General features: G+C 70.5%; 14 protein-coding genes. 13 read left to right on the plus strand and 1 reads right to left on the minus strand.

Annotation, left to right across the window (positions count from 1 at the left end):
* Positions 1–43: 43 nt before the first annotated feature.
* From ftsW to ACWCO8_RS30740, 9 genes are all read left to right on the plus strand, one after another.
* Positions 44–1,384 (plus strand): putative lipid II flippase FtsW, encoded by a 1,341-nt coding sequence (ftsW, locus tag ACWCO8_RS30700; RefSeq protein WP_451034988.1) that lies wholly within the window; start codon positions 44–46, stop codon positions 1,382–1,384.
* Between the two features lie 6 nt (positions 1,385–1,390).
* A complete protein-coding gene (gene murG / locus ACWCO8_RS30705) occupies positions 1,391–2,482 on the plus strand; it encodes an undecaprenyldiphospho-muramoylpentapeptide beta-N-acetylglucosaminyltransferase (protein WP_384510875.1) in 1,092 nt (363 codons plus the stop codon).
* Positions 2,483–2,521: 39 nt separating this feature from the next.
* On the plus strand, positions 2,522–3,325 hold the full coding sequence (locus ACWCO8_RS30710; RefSeq protein WP_451034989.1) for a cell division protein FtsQ/DivIB: 804 nt from the start codon (positions 2,522–2,524) through the stop codon (positions 3,323–3,325).
* 277 nt (positions 3,326–3,602) lie between these two features.
* On the plus strand, positions 3,603–4,814 hold the full coding sequence (ftsZ, locus tag ACWCO8_RS30715; protein ID WP_362015890.1) for a cell division protein FtsZ: 1,212 nt from the start codon (positions 3,603–3,605) through the stop codon (positions 4,812–4,814).
* A complete protein-coding gene (pgeF, locus tag ACWCO8_RS30720; protein ID WP_451034990.1) occupies positions 4,811–5,545 on the plus strand; it encodes a peptidoglycan editing factor PgeF in 735 nt (244 codons plus the stop codon). Before ftsZ ends, pgeF begins: the two co-directional genes overlap by 4 nt.
* Complete coding sequence (locus tag ACWCO8_RS30725) at positions 5,542–6,261, plus strand: YggS family pyridoxal phosphate-dependent enzyme (protein ID WP_362015896.1); 720 nt, start codon at positions 5,542–5,544, stop codon at positions 6,259–6,261. Before pgeF ends, ACWCO8_RS30725 begins: the two co-directional genes overlap by 4 nt.
* A 126-nt stretch (positions 6,262–6,387) precedes the next feature.
* A complete protein-coding gene (locus ACWCO8_RS30730) occupies positions 6,388–7,008 on the plus strand; it encodes a cell division protein SepF (protein WP_362015899.1) in 621 nt (206 codons plus the stop codon).
* A gap of 77 nt (positions 7,009–7,085) precedes the next feature.
* Entirely contained in the window at positions 7,086–7,376 is a 291-nt protein-coding gene (locus tag ACWCO8_RS30735) for a YggT family protein (RefSeq protein WP_352190508.1), read from the plus strand.
* Between the two features lie 55 nt (positions 7,377–7,431).
* Positions 7,432–8,529 carry a DivIVA domain-containing protein gene (locus tag ACWCO8_RS30740; RefSeq protein ID WP_451034991.1) on the plus strand — a complete coding sequence of 366 codons (1,098 nt, stop codon included), beginning with the start codon at positions 7,432–7,434 and terminating at the stop codon, positions 8,527–8,529.
* Between the two features lie 163 nt (positions 8,530–8,692).
* Here the strand turns inward: ACWCO8_RS30740 and ileS are convergent, their stop codons facing one another.
* Entirely contained in the window at positions 8,693–11,830 is a 3,138-nt protein-coding gene (gene ileS, locus ACWCO8_RS30745; protein ID WP_451034992.1) for an isoleucine--tRNA ligase, read from the minus strand.
* Positions 11,831–12,389: 559 nt separating this feature from the next.
* Here ileS and ACWCO8_RS30750 point away from each other — a divergent pair.
* The 4 genes from ACWCO8_RS30750 to ACWCO8_RS30765 all read left to right on the plus strand — a co-directional run bounded on the left by ACWCO8_RS30750 (position 12,390) and on the right by ACWCO8_RS30765 (position 15,446).
* Positions 12,390–13,313 (plus strand): TraR/DksA family transcriptional regulator, encoded by a 924-nt coding sequence (locus tag ACWCO8_RS30750; protein ID WP_451034993.1) that lies wholly within the window; start codon positions 12,390–12,392, stop codon positions 13,311–13,313.
* A 62-nt stretch (positions 13,314–13,375) separates the two neighbouring features.
* Positions 13,376–14,011 carry a signal peptidase II gene (gene lspA, locus ACWCO8_RS30755; RefSeq protein ID WP_451034994.1) on the plus strand — a complete coding sequence of 212 codons (636 nt, stop codon included), beginning with the start codon at positions 13,376–13,378 and terminating at the stop codon, positions 14,009–14,011.
* A 29-nt stretch (positions 14,012–14,040) separates the two neighbouring features.
* Positions 14,041–14,982: an RluA family pseudouridine synthase gene (locus ACWCO8_RS30760; protein WP_384510851.1), complete on the plus strand. Its 942-nt coding sequence runs from the start codon at positions 14,041–14,043 to the stop codon at positions 14,980–14,982.
* The gene (locus tag ACWCO8_RS30765) at positions 14,979–15,446 is read left to right on the plus strand and encodes a GNAT family N-acetyltransferase (RefSeq protein WP_451034995.1); all 468 of its coding nucleotides are present in this window, start codon (positions 14,979–14,981) and stop codon (positions 15,444–15,446) included. Before ACWCO8_RS30760 ends, ACWCO8_RS30765 begins: the two co-directional genes overlap by 4 nt.
* Positions 15,447–15,539: the final 93 nt, after the last annotated feature.

The following is a 15,539-nucleotide window of genomic DNA, read 5'->3' on the forward strand; positions in this document are numbered from 1 at the left end:
GGAGGTCCGGCGACGCCGGGCCCGACTGGAGGGGACAGCGACCATGCCGAGCAGAACCGCCGGGACCCGCAGGCCCTCCGCCGACCGCGGCGGAGGCCGCGCGCCCGCGCCGTCCCGCCCACCCCGCGCCGCCGGCGTACGGCGGATGTACGAGCAGGCACGGCGGGCCTGGGACCGGCCGCTGACCGCGTACTACGTCATCCTCGGCGCCGCGCTGCTCGTCACCACGCTCGGCCTGGTGATGGTCTACAGCGCCTCGATGATCACGGCGCTCCGCTACGACCTGGTGCCCTCGTACTTCTTCCGCAAGCAGTTCTTCGCCGCGGTCCTCGGCGCCGCGCTGCTCCTGGTCGCCTCCCGGATGCCGGTGAAGCTGCACCGGGCGCTCGCGTACCCGATCCTCGTCGGCGCGGTCTTCCTCATGGTGCTCGTGCAGATTCCCGGGATAGGGAAGGCCGTCGGCGGCAACCAGAACTGGATCTCGCTGGGCGGACCGTTCATGCTCCAGCCCAGTGAGTTCGGCAAGCTGGCGCTCATCCTGTGGGGCGCGGACCTGCTGGCCCGCAAGCAGGACATGAAACTGCTCACCCAGTGGAAGCACATGCTGGTCCCGCTGGTGCCCGGAACGTTCCTGCTCCTCGGCCTCATCATGCTCGGCGGGGACATGGGCACGGCGATCGTGCTCGCCGCGATCCTCTTCGGTCTGCTGTGGACCGCCGGCGCGCCCACCCGGCTCTTCGTCGGCGTGCTCGCGGTCGCCGGGACGATCGGCTTCCTGCTGATCAGGACCAGCGACAACCGGCTGAAGCGCTTCGCGTGCATCGGCGCCACCGACCCCGGGGGAGAGGGTGCGCCCTGCCTCCAGGCGGCCCACGGCATCTATGCTCTGGCCTCGGGCGGATGGTTCGGTTCCGGACTGGGCGCCAGTGTGGAAAAATGGGGCCAACTACCCGAAGCGCACACCGACTTCATCTTCGCCGTCACCGGGGAGGAACTGGGGCTGGCGGGGACGCTGTCGGTACTCGCCCTGTTCGCGGCTCTAGGCTATGCGGGTATCCGCGTGGCCGGACGCACGGAGGACCCCTTCGTGAGGTACGCCGCGGGAGGTGTGACCACCTGGATCACGGCGCAGGCCGTGATCAACATCGGTGCGGTGCTCGGTCTGCTGCCGATCGCCGGTGTCCCGCTCCCGCTGTTCTCCTACGGAGGGTCGGCCCTGCTGCCGACCATGTTCGCCGTCGGGCTCCTCATCGCCTTCGCGCGACAGGATCCCGCCGCGAAAGCGGCCCTGGCCATGCGGCGCCCCGGTTGGGGCAAGCGGACCGGGATGATTGGGAAGTCGATGCGACGGCGCGTCAAGAAGCGTCCGTCCGGAGAGCGGTGAATTTCGGTGCATGTCGTACTCGCCGGTGGGGGGACCGCCGGCCACATCGAGCCCGCGCTCGCCCTCGCGGACGCCCTGCGCAGGCAGGACCCGAGCGTGGGGATCACGGCGCTCGGGACGGAGAAGGGTCTGGAGACCCGGCTCGTGCCCGAGCGGGGCTACGAGCTGGCGCTCATCCCCGCCGTGCCGCTGCCGCGCAAGCCCACCCCTGAGCTGATCACCGTCCCCGGACGGCTGCGCGGCACCATCAAGGCGGCCGAGCAGATCCTGGAGCGCACCAAGGCGGACTGCGTGGTCGGCTTCGGCGGCTACGTGGCGCTGCCCGGCTACCTGGCGGCCAAGCGCCTCGGGGTGCCGATCGTGGTCCACGAGGCCAACGCCCGGCCGGGCCTGGCCAACAAGATCGGCTCGCGGTACGCGGCCGGGGTTGGCGTCGCCACCCCGGACTCCAAGCTCCGCAACGCCCGTTACATCGGCATCCCGCTGCGGCACACGATCGCCACCCTCGACCGGGCCCGGGTCCGGCCCGAGGCGCGCGCCGCCTTCGGCCTCGACCCGAACCTGCCGACCCTGCTCGTCTCGGGCGGCTCGCAGGGCGCCCGGCGCCTCAACGAGGTCATCCAGCAGATCGCCCCGGTGCTCCAGCGCTCGGGCATCCAGATCCTGCACGCGGTCGGCCCGAAGAACGAGGTGCCGCGTGTCGACAACATGCCGGGGATGCCGCCGTACGTCCCGGTACCGTACGTGGACCGGATGGACCTCGCGTACGCGGCGGCGGACATGATGCTCTGCCGCGCGGGCGCGATGACCGTCGCCGAGCTCTCGGCCGTCGGGCTGCCCGCCGCGTACGTCCCGCTGCCGATCGGCAACGGCGAACAGCGGCTCAACGCCCAGCCGGTGGTCAAGGCGGGCGGCGGACTGCTCGTCGACGACGCGGAGCTGTCGCCGCAGTGGGTGCAGGGCAACGTCCTGCCCGTACTGGCCGATCCGCACCGCTTGTACGAGATGTCCCGCGCCGCCGCCGAGTTCGGCCGCCGGGACGCCGACGACCTGCTCGTCGGCATGGTGTACGAGGCGATCGCCGCGCGGCGCTCGTAGGCGGCGGGCCGCGCCCGCACAGCACAGGAGGCAGGGCACGTGTCGGGACCGACGACAGCGGAGAAGCGTGGCACACGCGAGCCGAAGGGGTCGTCGGAACCGGACTCCTCCCGTCCAGGCGCCCGGAATCAGGGATTCCGGGCGCCTGGGACGCGCCTGCTGCTGATCGTGCTCGGCCTCGTCCTGATCGTGGCCGGTGGAATCTGGGCGCTCTACGGCTCCAGCTGGCTGCGGGTGGAGCGGGTGTCGACCTCCGGCACACGGGTTCTGACGCCTCGTGAGGTGGAGGAGGTCGCCGCCGTACCGATCGGGTCCCCGCTCGTCTCGGTCGACATGGACGCCATCGAGGCGCGACTGCTGCGGAAACTGCCCCGAATCGACACGGTCGAGGTCTTTCGGTCCTGGCCGCATGGAATCGGTCTGAAAGTGACGGAACGGCAGCCCGTTCTCGTGGTGGAAAAGGGCGGAAAGTTCATTGAAGTGGACTCCGCCGGAACGCGATTCGCGACCGTGGACAAGGCCCCTGCCGGCGTGCCGAAGCTCGTCCTGAAAGCCGGCTCCGCGCCGAGCCTGCGCCGCTTCGACGAGGACCGGCTGCTGCGCGAGGCCGTGGGCGTGACGGGCGAACTCCCCGAGAAAATCGCCCGGGACACTCGTGTCGTCAGCGTCACCTCGTACGACTCCATCACTCTGGAGCTCAGCGGCGGCCGCACGGTCTTCTGGGGCAGCGGCGAGGACGGTGCCGTCAAGGCGCGGGTCCTGACCGCTCTGATGAAGGCGGTGCCCAAAGCGGGGCACTTCGATGTAAGCGCCCCCACGGCCCCCGCCGCGTCGGGGAGTTGACGCGCATACCCGCTGGCCAGTGCCCTGGTTGGCCAGCGACATGGGTGATCACATAGGGTGAAAAGAAAAACGGGAGGTTCGGCGTGTTCGTTGAACGTGCGCCACTTGTCGACTTAGTGTCCTGTTCGGAAGAGTCCAGCGAACAGAGACACTGGTAACCCTAAACTTCAACGTTAGGGTTTGGGTCGGCGTTTCGGACCGTCCCAATCGGCATCCGTCGTCGCAGCGCGACTACCGCGAAGCGGCGACACGTAACTCGAGGCGAGAGGCCTTCGACGTGGCAGCACCGCAGAACTACCTCGCAGTCATCAAGGTCATCGGTGTCGGCGGCGGTGGTGTCAATGCCATCAACCGAATGATCGAGGTCGGTCTCAAGGGCGTCGAGTTCATCGCGATCAACACCGACGCGCAAGCGCTGTTGATGAGCGACGCCGACGTCAAGCTCGACGTCGGCCGTGAACTCACCCGCGGCCTCGGGGCCGGGGCCAACCCGGCAGTCGGTCGCAAGGCGGCAGAGGACCACCGTGAGGAGATCGAGGAGGTCCTCAAGGGGGCCGACATGGTCTTCGTCACCGCCGGCGAAGGTGGCGGCACCGGCACCGGCGGCGCACCCGTCGTGGCCAACATCGCGCGCTCGCTCGGCGCCCTGACGATCGGTGTGGTCACCCGGCCGTTCACCTTCGAGGGACGCCGTCGGGCCAACCAGGCGGAGGACGGCATCGCCGAGCTCCGCGAAGAGGTCGACACCCTCATCGTCATCCCGAACGACCGGCTGCTCTCGATCTCGGACCGTCAGGTCTCCGTGCTCGACGCCTTCAAGTCGGCCGACCAGGTGCTGCTGAGCGGTGTGCAGGGCATCACCGATCTCATCACCACCCCCGGTCTGATCAACCTCGACTTCGCCGACGTCAAGTCGGTCATGTCCGAGGCCGGTTCGGCCCTCATGGGGATCGGCTCCGCCCGCGGCGACGACCGCGCGGTGGCGGCGGCCGAGATGGCGATCTCCTCGCCGCTCCTCGAGGCCTCCATCGACGGCGCCCGCGGCGTCCTGCTCTCCATCTCCGGCGGCTCGGACCTCGGTCTCTTCGAGATCAACGAGGCCGCGCAGCTGGTCAGCGAGGCGGCCCACCCCGAGGCCAACATCATCTTCGGCGCCGTCATCGACGACGCCCTGGGCGACGAGGTACGGGTCACGGTCATCGCGGCCGGGTTCGACGGCGGCCAGCCGCCGGCCCGCCGGGACAACATCCTCAGCTCGGCCTCGGCCAAGCGCGAGGAGCCGGCCCCGGCGCCCCGCGCCACCGAGCGCCCGCTCGGCGGCCTCGGCACCGTCGCCCCGCGCGACGAGCCGTCCGCCCCTGCCGAGCCGGCCCCGGTCGCCTCGGCCGAGAGCACGCTGCCGCCGGTCACCCCGCCGGTGGTCCCGACGGCCCGCCCGTACCCGGACACCCAGGCCGAAGAGCTGGATGTCCCGGACTTCTTGAAGTGATAGACCGGCTCGAACCCGTGAGCGGCGCGCACTTCGCCTTCACCGACAGGTGGGGCGGGGTGAGCGCCGTTCCGTACGAGGAGCTCAACCTCGGCGGCGCGGTGGGGGACGACCCCGAGGCCGTCCGGGCCAACCGGGCGCGAGCGGCGGGGGAGCTCGGGCTCGACCCCGGGCAGGTCGTCTGGATGAACCAGGTGCACGGCCCCGATGTCGCGGTGGTCGACGGGCCCTGGGGCGACCGGCCGGTTCCGGAGGTCGACGCGATCGTCACCGCCCGGCGCGGACTGGCCCTCGCCGTCCTGACCGCCGACTGCACCCCGGTGCTCCTCGCCGACCCCGTGGCCGGGGTCGTCGCCGCGGCCCACGCGGGGCGGCCCGGGATGGTCGCCGGGGTCGTACCGGCCGCGGTGCGGGCCATGATCGAACTGGGCGCCGATCCGGCCCGGATCACCGCCCGTACCGGCCCCGCCGTCTGCGGGCGCTGCTACGAGGTCCCGGAGGCGATGCGGGCCGATGTGGCCGCGGTCGAACCGGCCGCCTTCGCCGAGACGAGCTGGGGGACCCCCGCCGTCGACGTCACCGCCGGGGTCCACGCGCAGTTGGAGCGGCTCGGGATCGAGGACCGGCGGGCCAGTGAAGTCTGCACGCTCGAGTCGGGCGACCACTTCTCGTACCGCCGCGATCGCACCACAGGGCGACTCGCGGGATATGTCTGGTTGGAACGGAAATGACGGATCGTAAGACGGAACTCGCCGAGAATCTGGCGCGGGTGGAGGAACGAATCTCCGCGGCCTGCGCCGCCGCCGGGCGCGAGCGATCCGAAGTGACCCTGATCGTGGTCACGAAGACCTACCCCGCGAGCGATGTGCGGATCTTGCACGAACTCGGGGTGCGGGACGTGGCGGAGAACCGCGACCAGGACGCCGCCCCCAAGGCGGCGGCCTGCGCGGATCTGGACCTCCGCTGGCACTTCGTCGGCCAGTTGCAGACCAACAAGGTCCGTTCTGTGACGAGTTATGCGGATGTCGTGCAGTCTGTCGACCGCTTGAAGCTCGTCGGCTCCCTCTCGGCCGCGGCCGAGAAGACCGGTCGCGAGCTGGGATGTCTCGTCCAGGTCGCGCTCGACGCCGAGTCGGGCGAGCGTGGCGAGCGCGGTGGCGTCGGGCCGGACGGCATCGAGGAGTTGGCCGCCGCCGTGGACGCGGCACCCGGGCTCCGGCTGGACGGACTGATGACCGTCGCGCCGCTCGCGGGGCCCTACGCGGGGCGCCAACGTGCGGCGTTCGACCGCCTGATGGATTTGTCGACTCTCCTGCGCGCGAACCGCCCGGCTGCGAACATGGTGTCCGCGGGAATGAGTGCGGACCTCGAGGACGCCGTGGCAGCCGGAGCGACACATGTGCGCATCGGTACGGCGGTACTGGGTGTCCGCCCCAGGCTCGGGTAACGTCGCGAAGCAAGTCGGACCACAGCAGAAAATATGGTCATTCCCGCCGGTCGGCGGGGGCGGACCGCGTGGATCACGGGCACTTGGCGACGAGGCCGATCCACCACAGAGCGGAGGACTCAGAGAATGGCCGGCGCGATGCGCAAGATGGCGGTCTACCTCGGCCTCGTGGAGGACGATGGGTACGACGGCCGGGGTTTTGACCCCGACGACGACTTCGAACCCGAGCTGGAACCGGAACCCGAGCGTGAGCGGCGCCATCAGCCCCCGCGTCAGGTGGAGCGGGAGGAACCGGTGCGCGTGGTGCAGCAGCCCGCGCCCCGCGAGCCGGTCGCGCACGCCGCCCCGCTTTCCGCTGAAAGCGGACGTCCGGCACGAATCGCCCCCGTGGCGTCCATCACACCCGAACGTCCGAGCCTGGAGAAGAACGCGCCGGTGATCATGCCCAAGGTCGTGTCCGAGCGGGAGCCGTACCGCATCACCACACTGCACCCCCGGACCTACAACGAAGCCCGTACCATCGGGGAACACTTCCGTGAGGGCACTCCGGTGATCATGAACCTCACGGAGATGGACGACACCGACGCGAAGCGACTTGTCGACTTTGCCGCCGGACTCGTCTTCGGGCTCCATGGCAGCATTGAGCGCGTGACGCAGAAGGTGTTCCTGTTGTCGCCTGCTAACGTCGATGTCACGGCGGAGGACAAGGCCCGGATCGCAGAGGGCGGATTCTTCAACCAGAGCTGAGACAACGAAGACCGGAACGGCCGGCCGGAAGGCCGGACAAGCGAGAGCACGAGAGTCAGGGGAGAGGGAAGCGCGGGATGGGCGTCGCACTGCAGGTGGTCTATATCGCGCTGATGTGCTTCCTCATCGTGCTGATCTTCCGGTTGGTCATGGACTACGTGTTCCAGTTCGCGCGTTCATGGCAACCCGGCAAGGCGATGGTGGTCGTTCTGGAGGCCACCTACACTGTCACCGATCCACCGCTCAAGCTTCTGCGGCGGTTCATCCCGCCGCTGCGTCTCGGGGGCGTGGCACTCGACCTGTCCTTCTTCGTTCTGATGATCATCGTCTACATCCTGATCTCCATCGTGAGCGGCTTCGCGAGGTGAATGTGGACGATACGGTCTTGCCGACTGCCGACGACTACGTAGAGGTGAAGAAGAGATGCCGCTGACCCCCGAGGACGTGCGGAACAAGCAGTTCACGACCGTCCGCCTTCGAGAAGGCTATGACGAGGACGAGGTCGATGCCTTCCTCGACGAGGTCGAAGCCGAACTGACCCGCCTGCTCCGCGAGAACGAGGACCTGCGCGCCAAGCTGGCCGCCGCGACGCGTGCCGCCGCGCAGAACCAGCAGCAGCAGGGCATGCGCAAGCCCCCGGAGCAGCAGGATCGTCCCGTCGGTCCCGGCGCCCCGGTGCCCGCCGCCATATCCGGTCCGCCGGTCCAGCAGCAGCCCCCGCAGATGGGTCCGCCGCAGCTGCCGTCCGGTGCCCCGCAGCTCCCCGCCGGTCCCGGTGGCCACGGCCCCGGTCCGATGCAGGGCGGCCCGATGGGCCCCGGCCCCGGCCAGATGCAGGGCGGCCCGATGGGCCAGCCGATGGGCGGCCCCATGGGGCACCCGCAGCAGATGCAGCAGCCGATGCAGCAGCCCCAGCAGGGTCCCGGTGGCGACAGCGCCGCCCGGGTTCTCTCGCTGGCCCAGCAGACGGCCGACCAGGCGATCGCGGAGGCCCGTTCCGAGGCCAACAAGATCGTCGGCGAGGCGCGTTCGCGCGCCGAGGGCCTGGAGCGGGACGCCCGCGCCAAGGCGGACGCGCTGGAGCGGGACGCGCAGGAGAAGCACCGCGTGGCGATGGGCTCGCTGGAGTCCGCCCGCGCGACGCTGGAGCGCAAGGTCGAGGACCTGCGAGGCTTCGAGCGTGAGTACCGGACGCGACTGAAGTCGTACCTGGAGTCGCAGCTGCGTCAGCTGGAGACCCAGGCGGACGACTCCCTCGCCCCGCCGCGGACGCCGGCCACGGCTTCGCTGCCGCCGTCGCCCTCGATGGCTTCGGCCGGCGCGAGCGCCCCGTCGTACGGCGGCAACGGCACCATGGGCGGCGCGCCGTCCATGGGCGGTGCCCCGTCCTACGGTGGCCAGCAGCAGATGTCCCCGGCGATGACCCAGCCGATGGCACCGGTGCGGCCGCAGGCGCCGCAGCCGATGCAGCAGGCGCCCGCGCCGATGCGTGGCTTCCTGATCGACGAGGACGACAACTGACGGCGGCAGTTCGCGCGATGAGCGCGTAGCCGTCGGCAGGCTGCAAGGGCCGGGCCCCGGGAAACCGGGGCCCGGCCCTTTTGCCGTGCGCGAGGCGCTGTCCTCCGGGGAACGAGGAAGGCCCGGCACCCTCTGGGGGTGCCGGGCCTTCCTCGCGTACCGCTTACGCCTTGCGGAGGCGGAAGGTGAGGGTCAGGCCCTCGTCGGTGAACGGGGTGCCGTAGGTGTCGTCGGCGGCGCCCTCGGCGAAGTCCGTCGCCAGGACCTCGTCCGCGATCAGGGTCGCGTGGGCCGCCAGGGCCTCCGTCGTCTCCGGGGACTCCGACGTCCAGCGCAGGGCGATCCGGTCCGCCACGTCCAGGCCGCTGTTCTTGCGGGCCTCCTGGATCAGACGGATCGCGTCACGCGCCAGGCCGGCCTTGCGGAGCTCCGGAGTGATCTCCAGGTCCAGGGCCACCGTCGCGCCCGCGTCCGACGCGACCGACCAGCCCTCCCGGGGAGTCTCCGTGATGATGATCTCCTCCGGGCCGACCGTGATGGTCTCGCCGTTGACCTCGAGCGTCGCCTCGCCGCTGCGCAGCGCCAGCGACAGCGCCGCCGCGTCCGCCACCGCGACCGCCTTCGCCACGTCCTGGACGCCCTTGCCGAAGCGCTTGCCCAGCGCGCGGAAGTTCGCCTTCGCGGTCGTGTCGACCAGGCTGCCGCCGACCTCGGAGAGCGAGGCCACCGAGGTGACGTTCAGCTCCTCCGTGATCTGGGCCTGAAGCTCGTCGGACAGCTCCGTGAAGCCCGTCGCCGCGACGAGCGCGCGGGAGAGCGGCTGCCGGGTCTTCACGCCCGACTCCGCCCGCGTCGCCCGGCCCAGCTCGACCAGCCTGCGGACCAGCGTCATCTGCGTGGAGAGCGTCGGGTCGACCAGCGTCGCGTCCGGCTCCGGCCAGGTGGACAGGTGGACCGACTCCGGGGCCTCCGGGGTCACCGGAACCACCAGGTCCTGCCAGACCCGCTCGGTGATGAACGGGGTGAGCGGGGCCATCAGCCGCGTCACCGTCTCCACCACGTCGTGCAGGGTGCGCAGCGCCGCCTTGTCGCCCTGCCAGAAGCGGCGGCGCGACCGGCGCACGTACCAGTTCGACAGGTCGTCCACGAAGGAGGAGATCAGCTTGCCCGCACGCTGGGTGTCGTACGACTCCAGCGCCCCGGTGACCTCGGTCACCAGCGTGTTCAGCTCGGACAGGAGCCACTTGTCCAGGACCGGGCGGTCCGCGGGCGCCGGGTCCGCCGCGCTCGGCGCCCAGCCGGACGTACGGGCATACAGCGCCTGGAAGGCCACCGTGTTCCAGTAGGTGAGGAGCGTCTTGCGCACCACCTCCTGGATCGTGCCGTGGCCGACCCGGCGGGCCGCCCACGGGGAGCCGCCGGCCGCCATGAACCAGCGCACCGCGTCCGCGCCGTGCTGGTCCATCAGCGCGATCGGCTCCAGGGTGTTGCCCAGGTGCTTGGACATCTTGCGGCCGTCCTCGGCGAGGATGTGGCCCAGGCAGACCACGTTCTCGTACGAGGACTTGTCGAAGACCAGCGTGCCGACGGCCATCAGCGTGTAGAACCAGCCTCGCGTCTGGTCGATCGCCTCACTGATGAACTGCGCCGGGTAGCGGGACTCGAAGAGTTCCTTGTTCTTGTGCGGGTAGCCCCACTGAGCGAACGGCATCGAGCCCGAGTCGTACCAGGCGTCGATGACCTCCGGCACGCGCGTCGCCGTCTTCGAGCAGCTCGGGCAGGGGAAGGTGACCGCGTCGATGTACGGGCGGTGCGGGTCGAGCTCAGCCTGATCCGTGCCCGTCAGCTCGGACAGCTCGGCGCGCGAGCCCACGCACGTGAGGTGGCCGTCCTCGCAGCGCCACAGCGGCAGCGGGGTGCCCCAGTAGCGGCTGCGGGAGAGCGCCCAGTCGATGTTGTTGTTCAGCCAGTCGCCGAAGCGGCCGTTCTTGACCGAGTCGGGGAACCAGTTCGTCTTCTCGTTCTCCTCGAGAAGGCGGTCCTTGACGGCGGTCGTACGGATGTACCAGGACGGCTGCGCGTAGTAGAGCAGCGCCGTGTGGCAGCGCCAGCAGTGCGGGTAGCTGTGCTCGTACGGGACGTGGCGGAAGAGCAGGCCGCGCGCGTCCAGGTCGGCGGTCAGCTGCTCGTCGGCCTTCTTGAAGAAGACGCCGCCGACCAGCGGCACGTCCTCCTCGAAGGTGCCGTCGGGGCGGACCGGGTTCACGACCGGCAGGCCGTAGGAGCGGCAGACCTTGAGGTCGTCCTCACCGAAGGCGGGGGACTGGTGGACCAGACCCGTACCGTCCTCGGTCGTCACGTACTCCGCGTTGACGACGTAGTGCGCCTCGGCGGGGAACTCCACCAGCTCGAAGGGGCGCTGGTACGTCCAGCGCTCCATCTCGGCGCCCGTGAAGGACTCGCCCGTGGTCACCCAGCCCTCGCCGAGCGCCTTCTCGACCAGCGGCGCGGCGACGACGAGCTTCTCGTCGCCGTCGGTCGCGACGACGTAGGTGACCTCGGGGTGTGCGGCGACGGCCGTGTTGGACACCAGGGTCCACGGGGTCGTCGTCCAGACCAGGAGCGCGGCCTGGCCGGCCAGCGGGCCGGAGGTCAGCGGGAAGCGGACGAAGACGGAGGGGTCGACGACCGTCTCGTAGCCCTGGGCCAGCTCGTGGTCCGAGAGGCCGGTGCCGCAGCGCGGGCACCAGGGGGCGACGCGGTGGTCCTGGACCAGCAGGCCCTTGTCGAAGATCTGCTTGAGCGACCACCAGACCGACTCGATGTACTCGGGGTCCATCGTCCGGTACGCGTCGTCCAGGTCGACCCAGTAGCCCATGCGGGTCGTGAGCTCGGCGAAGGCGTCGGTGTGGCGGGTCACGGACTCGCGGCACTTGTCGTTGAACGCGGCGATGCCGTATTCCTCGATGTCCTTCTTGCCGGCGAAGCCGAGCTCCTTCTCGACGGCGAGCTCGACCGGCAGGCCGTGGCAGTCCCAGCCGGCCTTGCGGGCCACGTGGTAGCCGCGCATGGTCCGGAAGCGGGGGAAGACGTCCTTGAAGACGCGGGCCTCGATGTGGTGGGCGCCGGGCATGCCGTTGGCGGTCGGCGGGCCCTCGTAGAAGACCCACTCGGGGCGGCCCTCGGACTGCTCCAGGGTCTTGGCGAAGACCTTGCTCTCGCGCCAGAAATCGAGCACGGCGTGCTCGAGGGCGGGCAGGTCGACCTGGGCGGGTACCTGGCGGTACTGCGGCGGTTTCATCGGCGAGCTTCCTCCGGCGGACTGCTTCGTTTCCGTCCGGAGGGACGAGAGCGCCGTGCTGCGCGGCTCCCGCGGTACCACCCTCCTTGGCCTCGGGCGTGCGTCGCCCGCGGCCCCCTCATTGGGGTCGCGATGCCGGTTCTAGTCGCCTGACGGCTTTCTTCCGGCGGCTCCGGGGTGATGGTTCACATCGGGCTGGCCCCCGGGCTCTCACCGTCCCCGGGTCGCTCATGGCTGCGTACGACGCTACTCGTCCCCATCCAAGCCTTTCGCTTTGCCCAGTGTACGGGGCCGGGGGCGGCTCGGCAGACCGCTTTTCGGGGGGTACGGGAGGTGGCCCGGCGTGACCCGAATGGGCATACGGGCGTGGCCGGAGTTCGCAGGTCGTCGCGGGGCGGATTACGGGGCGGGGAGCTGGGCACAACGGATGCAGACTCGCCTTGCCACCGGCACGGGACGGGTGTGAACGGCGGCGTGCCCCGTTGCCGCGGGCCTTGGGCCGATTTATCGTCCCAGCACGATTCGCGAGCAAGATCACAAAATGTGAAGGGGCCGCGACATGGTGGCGAAGAAGACCGCCGCGAAGAAGACCTCGACCGCCGGTTCCAACGGTTCCACGGGCGGAACCGGCGGGGCGGCCAAGGACGTCACCGGCAAGAAGTCGACGGTCGCGAAGAAGGCGACGACGAAGGCGGCCGCCAAGAAGTCGGTCGCCAAGAAGACGGTGGTTGAGGAGGCGGTGGACAACAAGGCGGTGGGCAAGAAGGCCGCGGCCAGGAAGACGGTGGCGAAGAAGGCCGCCAAGGCACCCGCCGCCGAGAAGGCCGTCACCAAGGCCACCGCCGAGGCCACCGCCGAGGCCGACGCCGCGAAGGCACCGGCCACCGAGGCGCCGCCGGCGAAGAAGGCGGCCGCGAAGAAGGCGTCGGCGACCAAGAAGGCCGCCGCGAAGAAGAGCGCAGTCAAGAAGAAGGCCGCTTCCGCGGCGCAGGCGCAGCAGACAGGAGCCGCGACAGTGGCAGCGAAGAAGACCGCGGGTGGCGTCACGACGGCCGAGAGCGAGGCCGCGGTTCCCCAGGCGCGCACCGGCGAGCTGGCCGTACGGCCCGGTGAGGACCCCTGGACGCCCGAGGAGGTCGCCGAGGCCCGGGCCGAGCTGGAGAGCGAGGTCCTCCGGCTGCGGGCCGAGCTGCTGCACTCCAAGGAGGAGCTGACCGGCCTCATGCGGGACTCCGGGGACGGCGCGGGCGACGACCAGGCCGACACCGGTACGAAGAACATCACGCGCGAGCACGAGCTCGCCCTGGCCGCGAACGCCCGCGAGATGCTGGAGCAGTCCGAGCACGCCCTGGAGCGGCTCGACGCGGGCACGTACGGCCTCTGCGAGGTCTGCGGCAAGCCGATCGGCAAGGCGCGCATGCAGGCCTTCCCGAGGGCCACGCTCTGCGTCGAGGACAAGCAGAAGCAGGAGCGCCGCGGCTGACGGGCGCGAAGGGGTGTGCCGTACCCTCGTGCACAGTCAGGCACCTAGGTTGAGGGACTCACGTGGCAGAGGCGGAGCGCATCATCGGTACGCCGGATTCGGACGACGCTGACGGCGTGGTCGGCTCGGGTGGGGAAACCACGGGCGGAGCGGCCTCGGGTTCGGGCGAGGAGGCCTCGGCCGAGGCCCAGGCTCCGGCCGAGCGGCCGAAGGGCAAGCGCAAGATCGTCGCGCTGCTCGTGGTCGCGCTCATCGCGTACCTGCTCGACCTCGGCAGCAAGATGCTCGTGGTCGCCAGGCTGGAGGGCCACGAGCCGATCCAGGTGATCGGCGACCTGCTGAGGTTCGAGGCGATCCGGAACCCAGGCGCCGCCTTCGGCATGGGCGAGGCCTTCACGATCATCTTCACCTGCATCGCGGCCGTGGTGATCGTCGTGATCATCCGGCTCGCGCGCAAGCTCTACAGCACGTGGTGGGCGGTCGCGCTCGGTCTGCTGCTCGGCGGTGCGCTGGGCAACCTGACCGACCGGATCTTCCGTTCCCCGGGCGTCTTCGAGGGCGCGGTCGTCGACTTCATCGCCCCCGCGCACTTCGCCGTCTTCAACCTCGCGGACTCGGCGATCGTCTGCGGCGGCTTCCTGATCGTGATCCTGTCCTTCCGGGGCCTGGACCCGGACGGCACCGTCCACAAGGACTGAGCACTCCCGGCACAAGGCATACTCGACGGGTGAGTACAAGTCCCGAGATCCGCACCCTGCCCGTTCCCGATGGCCTGGAGGGCGAGCGCGTCGACGCTGCCATCGCCCGTATGTTCGGGTTCTCCCGTACGAAGGCGGCCGAGCTGGCCGCCGCCGGGAAGGTCCAGGTCGACGGCGCGGTCGTCGGCAAGTCCGAACGGGTCAGCGGTGGCGCGTGGCTGGAGGTCGAGATGCCCGGCGCCCCGGCGCCCGTGCAGATCGTCGCCGAGCCGGTCGAGGGCATGGAGATCGTCCACGACGACGACGACATCGTCGTGATCATGAAGCCGGTCGGGGTCGCCGCCCACCCGAGCCCCGGCTGGACCGGGACGACGGTCATCGGTGGCCTCGCCGCCGCCGGGTACCGCATCTCCACGTCCGGGGCCGCCGAGCGCCAGGGCATCGTGCACCGGCTCGATGTCGGCACCTCGGGGCTCATGGTCGTCGCCAAGTCGGAGCGGGCGTACACGCTGCTCAAGGCCCAGTTCAAGGAGCGGGTCGTCGACAAGCGCTACCACGCGCTCGTCCAGGGCCACCCGGACCCGATGAGCGGCACGATCGACGCGCCGATCGGGCGCCACCCCAACCACGACTACAAGTGGGCCGTGACCGCCGACGGCAAGGCGTCGGTCACGCACTACGACCTGATCGAGGCCTACCGCGCCGCCTCGCTGCTCGACATCAAGCTGGAGACCGGCCGTACGCACCAGATCCGGGTGCACATGTCGGCCCACCGCCACCCCTGCGTCGGCGACCTCACCTACGGGGCGGACCCGACGATGGCCAAGCGGCTCGGCCTGACGCGCCAGTGGCTGCACGCCGTGCGCCTCGGCTTCGAGCACCCCTCCGACGGGCGCTGGGTCGAGTTCTCGTCCACGTACCCGGCGGACCTGCAGAACGCGCTGGACCGGATCGAGGCGGAGAGCGCGTGACCACCGCCTACGAGGTCCGCGAGGCGATCGGGGACGAGGACCGGGAGGCCTGCTTCGCGGTCCGCCGCGAGGTCTTCGTCGTCGAGCAGAACGTGCCGCAGGAGATCGAGTACGACGCGTACGACGCGACGGCCGTGCACGTCCTCGCCGTGCGCGAGGACGGTCTTCCGCTCGGCACAGGCAGGCTGCTGCACGGCGCCGACGCGGCTGGCAAGACCGGGGGCGACGCCTCCGTCGGCTCGCTCGGCCGGCTCGCGGTCTCCAAGGCCGCGCGCGGCCTCGGGGTCGGCGCGGCGCTGGTGCGCGCCATCGAGGACGCGGCCCGCGAGCGTGGTCTGACGGCCGTGGACCTGCACGCGCAGACCCACGCGCTCGGCTTCTACGAGCGGCTCGGCTACGAGGTGTACGGCCCCGAGTTCCCGGACGCGGGCATCCCGCACCGCGCGATGCGACGGGCACTCTAGGCAGGGTCCGGGGCGTCACGTGAGCGGCGCCGCACGGTGGTTTGGGGGGATTCGCCCCTTGGCGTGGCAGGGTTGAGGCCCGATCATCGACCG

The sequence above is a fragment of the Streptomyces sp. NPDC001927 genome, from assembly GCF_053594455.1.

Excerpts from the sequence above, each read along its gene's own strand:
- ACWCO8_RS30725 (WP_362015896.1), top strand. The coding sequence starts at position 5,542 with ATGACGGATCGTAAGACGGAACTCGCCGAGAATCTGGCGCGGGTGGAG.
- ACWCO8_RS30740 (WP_451034991.1), top strand. The coding sequence starts at position 7,432 with ATGCCGCTGACCCCCGAGGACGTGCGGAACAAGCAGTTCACGACCGTC.
- ACWCO8_RS30730 (WP_362015899.1), top strand. The coding sequence starts at position 6,388 with ATGGCCGGCGCGATGCGCAAGATGGCGGTCTACCTCGGCCTCGTGGAG.
- ftsW (WP_451034988.1), top strand. The coding sequence starts at position 44 with ATGCCGAGCAGAACCGCCGGGACCCGCAGGCCCTCCGCCGACCGCGGC.
- ACWCO8_RS30750 (WP_451034993.1), top strand. The coding sequence starts at position 12,390 with ATGGTGGCGAAGAAGACCGCCGCGAAGAAGACCTCGACCGCCGGTTCC.
- ACWCO8_RS30735 (WP_352190508.1), top strand. The coding sequence starts at position 7,086 with ATGGGCGTCGCACTGCAGGTGGTCTATATCGCGCTGATGTGCTTCCTC.
- ileS (WP_451034992.1), bottom strand. The coding sequence starts at position 11,830 with ATGAAACCGCCGCAGTACCGCCAGGTACCCGCCCAGGTCGACCTGCCC.